Annotated in this window: 12 protein-coding genes and 2 tRNA genes; 6 read left to right on the top strand and 8 right to left on the bottom strand. The window is 64.7% G+C overall.

The features are described 5' to 3' along the window. Positions 1 to 66: 66 nt before the first annotated feature. Positions 67 to 315: a zinc-finger domain-containing protein gene (locus PV773_RS19870; RefSeq protein WP_340035928.1), complete on the top strand. Its 249-nt coding sequence runs from the start codon at positions 67 to 69 to the stop codon at positions 313 to 315. Positions 316 to 325: 10 nt separating this feature from the next. Then, a complete protein-coding gene (locus PV773_RS19865) occupies positions 326 to 1,543 on the top strand; it encodes an FAD-dependent monooxygenase (protein WP_347968014.1) in 1,218 nt (405 codons plus the stop codon). Here the strand turns inward: PV773_RS19865 and PV773_RS19860 are convergent. The 6 genes from PV773_RS19860 to PV773_RS19835 all read right to left on the bottom strand — a co-directional run bounded on the left by PV773_RS19860 (position 1,501) and on the right by PV773_RS19835 (position 7,627). Beyond that, positions 1,501 to 2,211 carry a TIGR02117 family protein gene (locus tag PV773_RS19860; RefSeq protein ID WP_347968013.1) on the bottom strand — a complete coding sequence of 237 codons (711 nt, stop codon included), beginning with the start codon at positions 2,209 to 2,211 and terminating at the stop codon, positions 1,501 to 1,503. The two genes, PV773_RS19865 and PV773_RS19860, sit on opposite strands and share 43 nt — an antisense overlap. A gap of 87 nt (positions 2,212 to 2,298) precedes the next feature. Continuing rightward, the gene (locus PV773_RS19855) at positions 2,299 to 3,102 is read right to left on the bottom strand and encodes an amino acid ABC transporter ATP-binding protein (RefSeq protein WP_340035804.1); all 804 of its coding nucleotides are present in this window, start codon (positions 3,100 to 3,102) and stop codon (positions 2,299 to 2,301) included. Between the two features lie 23 nt (positions 3,103 to 3,125). After that, a complete protein-coding gene (locus tag PV773_RS19850; RefSeq protein WP_347968012.1) occupies positions 3,126 to 4,283 on the bottom strand; it encodes an amino acid ABC transporter permease in 1,158 nt (385 codons plus the stop codon). Positions 4,284 to 4,292: 9 nt separating this feature from the next. Further along, entirely contained in the window at positions 4,293 to 5,483 is a 1,191-nt protein-coding gene (locus PV773_RS19845; RefSeq protein WP_347968011.1) for an amino acid ABC transporter permease, read from the bottom strand. A gap of 62 nt (positions 5,484 to 5,545) precedes the next feature. Then, entirely contained in the window at positions 5,546 to 6,574 is a 1,029-nt protein-coding gene (locus tag PV773_RS19840; protein ID WP_347968010.1) for an amino acid ABC transporter substrate-binding protein, read from the bottom strand. 252 nt (positions 6,575 to 6,826) lie between these two features. Beyond that, a complete protein-coding gene (locus tag PV773_RS19835) occupies positions 6,827 to 7,627 on the bottom strand; it encodes a phosphatase PAP2 family protein (protein WP_347968009.1) in 801 nt (266 codons plus the stop codon). 79 nt (positions 7,628 to 7,706) lie between these two features. Between PV773_RS19835 and PV773_RS19830 the strand changes: the two genes are divergently transcribed. Beyond that, complete coding sequence (locus PV773_RS19830; RefSeq protein ID WP_347968008.1) at positions 7,707 to 8,882, top strand: cystathionine beta-lyase; 1,176 nt, start codon at positions 7,707 to 7,709, stop codon at positions 8,880 to 8,882. 365 nt (positions 8,883 to 9,247) lie between these two features. Next, on the top strand, positions 9,248 to 9,883 hold the full coding sequence (locus PV773_RS19825) for a sulfotransferase family 2 domain-containing protein (RefSeq protein ID WP_347968007.1): 636 nt from the start codon (positions 9,248 to 9,250) through the stop codon (positions 9,881 to 9,883). Positions 9,884 to 10,018: 135 nt separating this feature from the next. Here the strand turns inward: PV773_RS19825 and PV773_RS19820 are convergent. Continuing rightward, positions 10,019 to 10,095: transfer RNA gene (locus PV773_RS19820), tRNA-Arg, on the bottom strand. Positions 10,096 to 10,134: 39 nt separating this feature from the next. After that, complete coding sequence (locus tag PV773_RS19815; RefSeq protein WP_347968006.1) at positions 10,135 to 10,440, bottom strand: ETC complex I subunit; 306 nt, start codon at positions 10,438 to 10,440, stop codon at positions 10,135 to 10,137. Between the two features lie 156 nt (positions 10,441 to 10,596). On the opposite strand from PV773_RS19815, the gene PV773_RS19810 reads away from it, so the two are divergent. Together PV773_RS19810 and PV773_RS19805 are read left to right on the top strand one after the other, a co-directional pair. Then, positions 10,597 to 10,673: transfer RNA gene (locus PV773_RS19810), tRNA-Pro, on the top strand. Between the two features lie 248 nt (positions 10,674 to 10,921). Further along, a complete protein-coding gene (locus PV773_RS19805) occupies positions 10,922 to 12,022 on the top strand; it encodes a helix-turn-helix transcriptional regulator (RefSeq protein WP_347968030.1) in 1,101 nt (366 codons plus the stop codon). Positions 12,023 to 12,043: the final 21 nt, after the last annotated feature.

The following is a 12,043-nucleotide window of genomic DNA, read 5'->3' as shown; positions in this document are numbered from 1 at the left end:
CATCTTGCAAACCCGTCCCTAATGATACAAACGCTCTCGGAGAAGGTTTCTCAGACGGAGAAAATGATGGCCGGCGGCTCCATTCCCCACTTCCAGAACGACGCTGGACATGCCGTGATCGAGATCGGCGTGAAGGAGTTCATGTGCGTGGGCGCCAACCCGCCCTTCGACCATCCGCATGTCTACCTCGACATGGGCGCGGATTCCGAAAAGGTCTGCCCCTACTGCTCGACGCTCTATCGCTACTCGGCGAAGCTGAAGGCCACCGAAACCCTGCCCGCCGGCTGCCTCTACGTGGCCGACCGCGCCGCCTGACCCAATCGCCATGAGATCGCGGCAGGTCGTCATCGCCGGCGCGGGCGTCGCCGGTCTCACCGCCGCGCTCGCCTTTGCCAGGAAAGGCCTTGGGGTCCGCGTCCTCGAACGCGCAGCGGCGCTCGAAGAAGTCGGCGCCGGCCTGCAACTGTCCCCCAACGCAACCCGCATCCTCGGTCGCCTCGGCGCGCTCGACCTCGTGCGGCCGTCGACCGTGCAGCCCGAAGCCATCGTCCTTCGCGATGCCGCGTCGCTCAAGGAGCTTGCCCGGGTCCCACTCGGCGCGTCCGCCGAGCTGAGGTGGCAATCGCCCTATCTCGTGGCCCACCGCGCCGACCTGCAGCACGCCCTGCTGATGGCCGCCCAACAAAATCCCCTCATCGAGATCAGCACCGGCGCAACGGTGGCAGGGGCCGCAGTCGATGGACGGGCAGTCAAGGTCGGCGTCGAGCATGACGGCAATGCCGTGTCGCTTGAGGCCGAGATGCTCGTGGCGGCGGATGGGGTCTGGTCGCACAGCCGCCGACTTGTCGGCCCGAACGAACGGAGCCGCTTCGCCGGCGAGCTGGCATGGCGCACGACCATCGCCGCCGACAGCGCGGCCGGCCGCAGCTTTGCATCCCTCGGCTCGATGCAGGCAGTGACGACCTTCCTCCATCGCGGCTTCCACATGGTCGCCTATCCGATCCGCGCTGGAGCCGCGATCAACCTCGTCGCCTTCACGCCCGGCGCGGCGATCGCCGAACAGTGGTCGGGCGAGACGGATGCCGACGCGCTGAAGCGCGCCTCGCGGGGGAGCGCGCCTGCGCTCACGGCGTTGCTCGACCACGCCGGGCCGTGGACGGTGTGGCCGCTGCACACGGTCGACAGCGCCAGGCCATGGACCGCCTCCGACCGCATCGTGCTGATCGGCGACGCGGCGCACGCCATGACGCCCTTCGCCGCCCAGGGTGCCGCCATGGCGATCGAGGATGCCTACACGCTGGCCGACGTCGTGGCTTCGCCACGATACGCGCACGGGCTTTCGCAGTGGGAGGTGGCGCGCAAGGCGCGCATCGCCAGGGTGGCGCGGCGCGGCCGGCTGAACCACATGGCCTGGCACGCCTCGGGCCCCGTCGCCCTGGCGCGCAATCTTTTCCTCGGCATCAAGTCCGCCGACAGCCTCGCCGCCGACATGGACTGGCTCTATGGCTGGAGGCCGCCCGGCTGGTCCGAAGCGGAATTGTAGAGGTCGAGCGACCAACCGAGCGTGACCGGCAGCGGGTTCCACCAGCCCGTCGTCAGGCCGGCCTTCCGCAACGCCGCCGCCGCCCAGGTGTTGCAGCCGGCAAGAGCCGTGAAGTAGCCGTTCGCCTCAAAGAAGGCGTCGGTGTCGCCATAACCAGCACCGGCGATCCGCTGGACGCCGCGATCGTCACGCTGGAAGCTCGCAGCAATGAAGTCGAGCATCGCATCGAACTCGGTTTTACCGACCTCGAAGCGCGATACCGCCGGGTGAGCCATGCCGACCTCGCCCATCACGTCGACATGCAAGGCCGAGCGATCGAGGGTGAGCGCCTTGAGCAGCGGGCCCGGCTTGAGCTCCGCCCAGGTCGGGGTTTCGAGATAGAATGCCCGGCTGCCCCAGCCGAACACCAGATAGCGTGCGCCGGGAGCATCCGCGGGCATGCCTTCATCGGCCAGAAAGCCGAATTTTTGCAGCACCGATTCGTCGATGGGCACGGCGATGTCGGTATGGATCGGATTGGTCAGCACCAAAAGGTGCCGTCCTCCGGTGGCCGCCGGCGCGCCGCCGATCAGGGGCCGCGGCACCAGCGTGCCGAGGCCAACCGCCACAACCACCACCAGTACCGCCCAGCCAAGAAGCCGAACGCCCCGTCCCGCCCTCACACCCATCGCGCCCTCCCGCACGTTGCTACAACCACAACAAAAGAGCCCGGCCGAATTACGGCCGGGCTCTCATGTATCAGCGGTGCCGGTTTCCTAATGCAGGATCTGGCTGAGGAACAGCTTGGTGCGTTCGTGGCGGGGATGGTCGAAGAACTCGGCCGGCGTGTTCTCCTCGACGATCTGGCCCTGGTCCATGAAGATCACCCGGTTGGCGACCTTGCGCGCAAAGCCCATCTCGTGGGTCACGCACAGCATGGTCATGCCCTCTTCGGCGAGGCCGACCATGGTCTCCAGCACCTCCTTGATCATCTCCGGATCGAGCGCCGAGGTCGGCTCGTCGAACAGCATGATGCGCGGGTTCATGCACAGAGACCGAGCGATCGCCACGCGCTGCTGCTGGCCGCCCGACAGCTGGCCCGGATATTTGTTGGCCTGCTCGGGGATCTTGACCCGACGCAGGAAGTGCATCGCCTGCTCTTCCGCCTGCTTCTTCGGGGTCTTGCGCACCCAGATCGGCGCCAGCGTGCAGTTCTCCAGGATGGTCAGGTGCGGGAAAAGGTTGAAGTGCTGGAACACCATGCCGACCTCGCGGCGGACCTCGTCGATCTTCTTGAGATCATTGGTCAGTTCCTTGCCGTCGACGATGATCTTGCCCTTCTGGTGTTCCTCCAGCCGGTTGATGCAGCGGATCATCGTCGACTTGCCCGAGCCGGACGGGCCGCAGATGACGATGCGCTCGCCGCGCATCACCTTCAGGTTGATGTCCTTGAGCACGTTGAACTCGCCATACCATTTGTGCATGCCGACGATGTCGATGGCGACATCGGTGTCCGACACGTGCATCTTCTTGACGTCGACCCTCAGCTCCTCGGCGCTGACTGCGTTTTCAGTGGCCATAGGCCGGTACCCCTTTCATTGCCTTAACGCTTGTGACCGGTGTCGAGCCGGTGCTCCATGTAGATAGAATAGCGCGACATGCCGAAGCAGAAAATCCAGAACACGAGCGCGGCGAAGACCAGGCCCGAAGCCGGTGTCTGCGGCGACGCCCATGCCGCGTCCGAGAAGTTCTGGCGCACGACGCCGAGCAAGTCGAACATCGAGATGATGTAGACGAGGCTGGTGTCCTTGAACATGCCGATGAAGGTGTTGACGATGCCGGGGATGACCAGCTTCAACGCCTGCGGCAGCACGATCAGCCCCATCTTCTGCCAATAGCTCAGGCCGAGCGAGTCGGCGCCCTCGTACTGGCCCTTGGGGATCGCCTGCAGGCCGCCGCGCACCACCTCCGCCATATAGGCCGAGGCGAACAGCGACACGCCGATCAGTGCGCGCAGGAACTTGTCGAAGGTCACACCCGCCGGCAGGAACAGCGGCAGCATGACGCTCGCCATGAACAGCACCGTAATCAGCGGCACGCCGCGCACCGTCTCGATGAAGATCACGCACAGCATCTTCACCACCGGCATCTTCGAGCGCCTGCCGAGCGCCAGCAAGATGCCGAGCGGCAGCGACACGACGATGCCGACGAAGGACAGGCTGAGCGTCACCAGCAGGCCGCCCCACAGCGGTGTCTCGACATGCGGAAGGCCGAACACGCCACCCACCAGCAGGAAGAAGGCCACCACCGGGAAGACCAGGAACAGCAGGATCGCGTTCAGGCCCTTGCGCGGAGCCCGCGGGATCAGCAGCGGCACGAGCAGGCCCACGAACATGATCGCCACGAGGATGACGCGCCAGCGTTCGTCGAGCGGGTAGCGGCCGAACATGAACTGGCCGAACTTGGCCGTCACGAAGGCCCAGCAGGCGCCGGACCACCCTTCGGGGTGGATGCCGCCCTGCGCCACCGTCGCGCAGAAGGTGCGATCGGTGCCCGTCCATTGCGCCTGGATCAGCGCCCAGTTGATCAGCGGCGGCACGATGGCGACGACCAGCAGCAGGCCGAGGATCGTCAGGACCGAATCGAACGGATTGGCGAATAGGTTCTTGCGAATCCAGGCGACCGGCCCGCGCTCCCGCGGGGGTGCGGGCTGCGGCAGCGCCATTTCGGTGCGGACGTAGCTCAAGTCGGTTTGCGACATGTCCGCCTCCTACCTTTCCACCAGCGCCATCTTGGCGTTGAACCAGTTCATGAAAGCGGAGGTGATCAGGCTGAGCCCGAGATAGACGACCATCCAGATCACCACGATCTCGATCGCCTGCCCGGTCTGGTTGAGCACCGTTCCTCCAACCGCGACCAGGTCCGGATAGCCGATGGCGATCGCCAGCGACGAGTTCTTGGTCAGGTTCAGATACTGGCTGGTGAGCGGCGGGATGATGATGCGCAGGGCCTGCGGCACCACGACCAGCCTGAGCGCCTGCCCCGACCTCAGCCCAAGCGCGGCCGACGCCTCGCTCTGGCCCTTGCTCACGCCCCTGATGCCTGCCCGCACGATCTCGGCGATGAAGGCTGCCGTATAGAAGGACAAGGCCAGATAGAGCGACAGGAACTCGGGCTTCACCTGCAGGCCGCCGGTCAGGTTGAAGGTCGACTTCTGCGGGAAGTCGAAGCTCAGCGGAGCACCCATGGCGAGCAGCGCCAGCAGCGGCAGACCGACGATCAGGGCGATCGAGGTCCACAGCACCGGGAACGCCTGGCCGGTCGCCATCTGCCTTTGCCTGGCGGCGCGGGCCACGAAGACCGACATGGCAATGCCGAGCAGGAATGCAACCGGGATCAGCCAGCTCCCCTCACCCCACACCAGCTTCGGGAAATAGAAACCGCGGCTGTTGAGGTAGGAGCCGAAGGGCAGTTCGATGCTGTCCCGCGGCAGCGGCAGCACCGACAGCACGCCGAAATACCAGAAGAAGATCACCAGCAGCGGCGGGATGTTGCGGAAAAGCTCGACATAGACGGTGCAGATCTTGCGGATCAGCCAGTTGTTGGCCAGCCGCCCGATGCCGATGAGGAAGCCGAGGATCGACGCCGTCACGACGCCGGCCAGCGCTACGACGACGGTGTTCAGCAGACCGACCAGCAGCGCCCGCTTGTAGGTCGAATCCGAATCGAAGGCGATCAGCGTGTCGCTGACGTCGAAGCCGGCGCGACCGTTGAGGAAGCCGTAGCCGGACGCGATGTTGGCGCGCCTGAGATTTTCGGCGGTGTTGCCGACGATCCACCAGACGAGCGCCACAAGCACGGCGACGACGAGTACCTGGAAGAAGATGCCACGCACCTTCGGGTCGTAGAGGAGCGACGCGCGGCCGCTCCCTACGTCATGGGAAATGTCCTGCGTAGCCATCGGAAGTCCCTCTGACAGAGTCCCGAGAGGCGGTCATGCCGCCTCTCGGACCAGACTTCGGATCAGCGGATCGGCGGCGCGTACTGCAGTCCGCCCTTGGTCCAGAGCGCATTGATGCCACGGGCGATCTTCAGCGGGCTGCCCTGGCCGACGTTGCGTTCGAAGACTTCGCCGTAGTTGCCCACGGCCTTGACGATGTTGACGACCCAGTCGTTGGAGAGGCCGAGGTCGGTGCCGATCTTGGTGTCGGCCTCGGTGCCCAGCACGCGCTTGATCTCGGGATTGCCCGACGTCTTCATCTCCTCGACATTGGCCTGGGTGATGCCCAGTTCCTCGGCCGTCAGCAGCGCGAAGTAGGTCCACTTGACGATGTGGTACCACTTGTCGTCGCCCTGGCGCACGGCCGGGCCAAGCGGTTCCTTGGAAATGATCTCGGGTAGCACGACGTGATCGTCCGGCGCACCCAGCGTCAGGCGGATGCCGTAGAGGCCGGACTGGTCGGTGGTGTAGACGTCGCAGCGGCCGGCGTCGTAGGCGGCGTTGACTTCCTCGAGCTTCTCGAAGACGACCGGGTTGTACTCCATCTTGTTCGCCTTGAAGTAGTCGGCGAGATTGAGCTCGGTCGTAGTGCCCGTCTGCACGCAGACGGCGGCGCCCGAAAGCTGAAGGGCGGAGTTCACGCCCGGAAGCTTCTTGGCGTTGATCATGAAGCCCTGGCCGTCAAAATAGGTGACGCCGACGAAATTCAGCCCAAGCGCGGTGTCCCGGTTGATCGTCCAGGTGGTGTTGCGCGACAGAAGGTCGATCTCGCCGGACTGCAGGGCGGTGAAGCGCTCCTTGGCCGACAGCGGCGTGAACTTCACCTTGCTCCCGTCCCCGAAGACCGCAGCGGCCACGGCGCGGCAGAAATCGGCGTCCAGACCGGTCCAATCCCCCTTGTCGTTCGGTGCCGAGAACCCGGCCAGACCGGTGCTCACGCCGCATTGCACGAACCCCTTGGCCTTGACGTCCTCGAGCGTGCCCGCCGAGGCGGTCGCCGTCATGAGGCCAAGTGCGGCAACCCCAAGAATGCCCGATGCTGTGTATTTCATGACCCACGAACCCTTTTCTGTTTTCCAGGCTCAAGCCTGTCTTTTTAATATGTGAACTCAGCATCCCCTTCCGGCCCATTTCCGGATGCGCATCCTTGCGGAGCGCGTTGCTGCAGTCCGGTTCACGAATGCCATCGAAGGCGATTATTCTTGTAAGGTCAAGTACGAAAGACCTACTGGAACGTCGCCTCCCACAGGCCGCAGAACACCCTTTCGAGACTAGTATAGCACAGGTGGCGCCCTGCCCCTGCGTCAGCCGCGGTCCGGCCTGGAGCGCCGGATGCCGATCGCCTCCGGCAGGATCTTGCCCTCGCGCGGACGGAACCCCATCCGTCGCGCGGCCAGCATGCGCGCCATCAGGGCGACGACGACCCAGCCGAAGAGGAAGCCGGCCGCGACATCGGAAGGATAATGCGCCCTCGCCACCACCCTCAGCATCGCAAAGCCCAAGGCGACGACCGTTATCGGCAGCCAGTGGCGCGGAAACCAGATGGCGAGCACCGCGGCGGCGGCGCCCAGCGTCGTCGCATGGCCCGACGGGAAGCTCGAGAAATACTTGCTTACGACGAGCGGAGAGAAATGATAGGCGCCCAGTTCGCCGAACATCGACGGTCGGGCGCGTCCGAACGCGATCTTCACCAGGTTGACCGCGATCCCGCTGATCGCGACCGCCGCGAACATGAAGGCGGCTTGACCGAAAAGCAGCGTCAGGCGCGCTTTCAGCCGGTAGCCGGCGTTCTGCCAGTCGGCGGTCGCCGCTGCCAGGTAGATGGCAAGCGCCGGCACGAGATACCATTGCGACAGCCCGACGTCGCTCAGCCAGGCCAGCCAGGCGGTCAGCGCATTGCGATGCCCGAGCATGAAGTCGATGGTCATCGCATCGATCGGAAACAGCACGGCGATGGCAACGGCGCCGGCCACGACGACCGGCGTGAGTGCCGCCGGCCACACGGGCAGCGGCGTGCCCACCGGTTTCCGCCAGAGCCGGCGCCAGGAGAACGACACCGTCCTCCCCAGCCGACGCAAGCGGCCGCCGGGCCAGATCTGGCCCATCCGAACAGCCGCCTTCTGCGGTTGCGCCGGATCGGCCGGCGCACTATTGCTGGCGTCTTCGCTGAAAGGATGCGGCTTCATGACTCAGGACAACGGCAGGACCAAGGGCATCAACACGCGGCTTGCGCATTCCGGCCACGATCCGCACAGCTTCCATGGCTTTGTCAATCCACCAGTCGTGCATGCGTCGACCGTGCTCTATCCGAACGCTGCGACAATGGCCGCGCGTGCCCAGAAATACACATATGGGACCCGCGGAACCCCGACGACGGACGCGCTCTGCCAGGCCATAGACGAACTGGAAGGCTCGGCCGGCACCATCGCCGTGCCCTCGGGGCTTGCGGCGGTCACGATTCCCCTGCTCGGCTTCCTCTCGGCGGGCGACCACATACTGATCACCGATTCGGTCTACCACCCGACGCGGCATTTCGCCGACACGATGCTCGAGCGGCTCGGCGTCGAGGTCGAATATTACGAACCGCGCATCGGCACCGGCATCGCCGCGCTCATCAAGCCCAACACCAGGGTCGTCTTCACCGAATCGCCGGCGTCCAACACCTTCGAGATCCAGGACATCCCGGCTATCGCCAAGGCGGCGCACGCCGCCGGAGCCATCGTCATGATGGACAACACCTGGGCGACCCCGCTCTATTTCAAGGCGCTCGACTTCGGCGTCGACGTCACCATCCATGCAGCGACGAAGTATCCGGCCGGCCATTCGGACGTGCTCAGCGGCACGGTTTCGGCCAACGCCGCCTGCTGGCCCAGGCTGCGCGAGGCCTTCTTCACGCTCGGCTGCTGCGCCGGCCCGGACGACGTCTACCAGGTCCTGCGCGGCCTGCGCACCATGGGCGTAAGGCTCGCGCATCATGAAAGGAGCGCTTTGGAGATCGCGCGCTGGCTCGAGGGCCAGCCTGGCGTCGCCCAGGTGCTGCATCCGGGCCTCGAAAGCCATGCCGACCATGCGATGTGGAAACGCGACTTCGCAGGCTCGAGCGGCATCTTCTCGGTCGTGCTCGCCGGGGGCGGCACCGAGAAGGCGCATGCCTTCCTCGACGCACTGGAGATCTTCGGACTGGGCTATTCCTGGGGCGGTTTCGAAAGCCTCGCCGTGCCGGTGAACCTCACCGACCGCAGGATCGCCAAGGGCCCCTATGACGGGCCGATCATTCGCCTGCAGATCGGGCTCGAGGACGTCGAGGACCTCAAGGCCGACATCGCCGCCGGGCTTGCCGCAGCAAACGCGGTGGCGTGACCGCGGTCGCGGGTCTTCCGGACCTAGCTGGTCTAGTGAAGCGACGCCGTGAGCATCATCGCGATCGCAAGCGAGGACGAGTGGGGGCGATGGGATCGAACTCGCTCATGACGGTCTCCGCTCGTCCAACGCCTGACGGGAGAGCTAGTTGCATCGACGATGCTCATCCTGTGCGGGCCTGAACCAGCCTTCAGCCGACGCCGTGAGCTCAGGGTGGAACGAGCAGCCGTGTCGAATGGTGTCGACAGCATTGCCGTCTTGCCCCACGAACTGGCTGACCCGCCCTACCTCGCCAAAATTGCGCGTGATTGCTCGGATGAGAACGTAGTGGTAGATCGACGCTCTAGGACTGGCGGGGCCGATGCGTGCTGATCTCCAATCAATTCAATTTCTTGTTCGTTCACATACCAAAGACGGCGGGTTTGTCAGTTAAGGATACATTTCGTCCTTACTCAAATCGTCCGAAGCGGACCCTCTTGCGCCGCGTACTTTCCAAATTGCCCGTCCGAGAAAATCAAACGTTCTTTAACCCGCCGCAGCATGCGACGGCGGAATGGGCCCGCCGCAAGCTTGGAGAGGATTGCTATTCCAAATTGACATCGTTTGCAGTCGTTAGACACCCGTATGACCGAGCCATTTCGTACTATCAGTTCATCAACCAGCATGATGGGCATCACCAACATAAGTTGGTAAAAGAAATGAACTTCGAACAATACCTCAAATACCTGGCGGGAAAGCCCGCCGGGAGACGCCTACGCCAGATCGATTTCCTGGTCGACGGCGGAGGAGCGATAATTGTCGATCGAATTCTCCGGTACGAATCTCTGGAAGCAGACATCGAGGCGATTTGGACCGAACTGGCCCTGCCGGGTCGCCCGACAATGTCGCGTCGCAACGCCTCTGTGCGGCGCACCGTGGACGAGTACCTGACGCCCCGAACGCGCGGCCTGATTCTCGACCTATATCGGAATGATTTCGACAGATTGGGCTATGAACCCTAGTCTAGGGGGCCTTGTCTCCTGCACGGATCGGCCCAGACACCCGAGGGTCAAAGCGAGGCGGTAGGACCAATCCCTTGCTTCGGCAATTGCGCGGCCTACGCGTGCCGCCCGCCTGTGGTGCGAGCCGAAAGGTAATGGCGATCCCGACAGGATTCGAACCTGTGACCATCGGCTTAGAAGGCCGGTGCTCTATCCAGCTGAGCTACGGGACCGCTGGCCGGCAGGAAGGCCGGCAAGTGCTTGGCAGGCCGTCAATGGGTCCAGGGCGTCCTGCGGTCATAGCGGAAATTGTCGGAATAGGAAATCTGCCGGCGCTTGGACTCCTTCGGCTCCTGCACCCGGAAATCCAGTCCTTCCTTCTCGGCGTAAGCGATCGCCTCCTCGCGCGTCTCGAAGGTCAGCCGAATCTGGCTCCTCATGTCGCCCGAGGTGGTGTAGCCCATGAGCGGATCGATCTTCTTCGGCTTCTCGGCGTCGAATTCGAGCACCCAGTTCCCGGTCTTGGCCTTGCCCGACTGCATGGCGGTCTTGGCGGGGCTGTAGATTCGCGCGGACATGCCTACCTCGCTAACGGGTCCGCGCCGGCGGCGCAGACTTAAGATGCGCCGTCATTACTGCGCATTGGCCGCCGCCGCAAGGCGAAAGCCGGCCGGCTGCTTTTTGCCCTTGCCATGTCGATCGGAAGTCACTACGCACGGCAACGCAAATCGGTCCGGAGTGTAGCGCAGCCTGGTAGCGCACCTGATTTGGGATCAGGGGGTCGCAGGTTCGAATCCTGCCACTCCGACCACCGCATCCAAGATATGCCAAGTATTTGCCAGTTCTCCGCCGCCATCGCGCGGAGGCTGAGTGCTTCTGCGTCTAAAGATGATCTTGATCTAAAATAGCCAAGTGCTATCGATCTATTGGGGCGTGGCTGGGCATTGGCGTGCAAGAGATCATTCTTGCGCATGCACCGGCCCGACAAAACCGTATCGACATCGTCTGAAATCGATTTCGACGCGGATCAGCTCGGGGGAGCGACGAAAATTGGCGGAGGTGTCCGAACAGTTCATCGATCAGATCTACGAAGCGTCCTTCGCTCCTGAAAAATGGCCGGAGTTGCTGGCGGACCTGTCCCAGGCCGTCGACGGCAAGGGCGGCTGCCTGTTCACGCTCACCCGCGGTGCCGCCGCCCATGTCGGATCGGAAGCGATCGCCGCGGATCTCGAGGAGTTCATGCGCGACGGCTGGGTGACCATCAACACGCGCACGACGCGCGCCGAGGCGCTTGCCCATCCCGGCTTCCTCACCGACCTGGACCTCTACAGCGTGTCCGAACTGGCGACCGAGCCGATATACCGGGACTTCCTTCATCCCCGCGACCTGGGTTGGGCGGCCGGCACGCTCATCCCGCTGCCGACCGGCGACCTGCTCGCCTTCAGCGTCGAAAGGTCGACCGCGCGCGGCCCCTTCGAGCGCGCCCATGTCGAAGCCCTCGACCGCCTGCGCCCGCATATCGTTCGCGCAGCAGTCGTCTGCACCCGCATCGGCCTCGACAAGGCACAGGCCGGCGCGGGCGCACTCGAAGCGCTCGGACTGCCCGCCGCGGTGCTCGGCGCGAACGGCCAGATGGTTGCCTGCAACCGCCTCATGGAGGGCCTGATCCCGGGCACCATCCGGGACAGGACGGGACGCATCCAGATCGTCGACCGCAAGGCCGATAGCCTTCTCGCGGGCGCGCTCTCGGCTCTGGCATTCGGCGCCAGGCAAGGCATCGCCCAGTCTTTCCCGGTCGCCGACGGCACCGGCCGGCCGACCGGCGTCGTCCATCTGCTGCCGGTGCGGGGCGCCGCGCACGACCTGTTCAGCCAAATCCACAGCATCCTGGTGGTCACCCCGCTGGCCGCCCCGGTGGCTCCGCCGCCCGGCATCCTGCAGGCGATGTTCGACCTCACGCCCAGCGAAGCGCGAATCGCCTCGGCGCTGGCCGCAGGCCGCTCGATCGACACGATCAGCCGGGAGTTCGGGGTCGCGCGCGAAACCGTGCGCTCCCACCTGCGTTCGATCTTCGCCAAGTCCGGCGTTTCCAAGCAATCCGCCCTGGTGCGCCTGCTGTTGAGCGTGACGCTGCCGAGCGCCGCGGATGCCGGCGACTGAGCGCCGGGCACCGACTCGACA

It is taken from the genome of Mesorhizobium sp. CC13, assembly GCF_039907765.1.
Lineage (GTDB): Bacteria > Pseudomonadota > Alphaproteobacteria > Rhizobiales > Rhizobiaceae > Aminobacter.
This window is presented reverse-complemented; position numbering and strand designations above follow the sequence as displayed.

Bases quoted from the DNA above. Each gene is read 5' to 3' on its own strand.
- PV773_RS19870 (WP_340035928.1), top strand. From the start codon at position 67: ATGGCCGGCGGCTCCATTCCCCACTTCCAGAACGACGCTGGACATGCC.
- PV773_RS19865 (WP_347968014.1), top strand. From the start codon at position 326: ATGAGATCGCGGCAGGTCGTCATCGCCGGCGCGGGCGTCGCCGGTCTC.
- PV773_RS19860 (WP_347968013.1), bottom strand. From the start codon at position 2,211: ATGGGTGTGAGGGCGGGACGGGGCGTTCGGCTTCTTGGCTGGGCGGTA.
- PV773_RS19855 (WP_340035804.1), bottom strand. From the start codon at position 3,102: ATGGCCACTGAAAACGCAGTCAGCGCCGAGGAGCTGAGGGTCGACGTC.
- PV773_RS19850 (WP_347968012.1), bottom strand. From the start codon at position 4,283: ATGTCGCAAACCGACTTGAGCTACGTCCGCACCGAAATGGCGCTGCCG.
- PV773_RS19845 (WP_347968011.1), bottom strand. From the start codon at position 5,483: ATGGCTACGCAGGACATTTCCCATGACGTAGGGAGCGGCCGCGCGTCG.
- PV773_RS19840 (WP_347968010.1), bottom strand. From the start codon at position 6,574: ATGAAATACACAGCATCGGGCATTCTTGGGGTTGCCGCACTTGGCCTC.
- PV773_RS19835 (WP_347968009.1), bottom strand. From the start codon at position 7,627: ATGGGCCAGATCTGGCCCGGCGGCCGCTTGCGTCGGCTGGGGAGGACG.
- PV773_RS19830 (WP_347968008.1), top strand. From the start codon at position 7,707: ATGACTCAGGACAACGGCAGGACCAAGGGCATCAACACGCGGCTTGCG.
- PV773_RS19815 (WP_347968006.1), bottom strand. From the start codon at position 10,440: ATGTCCGCGCGAATCTACAGCCCCGCCAAGACCGCCATGCAGTCGGGC.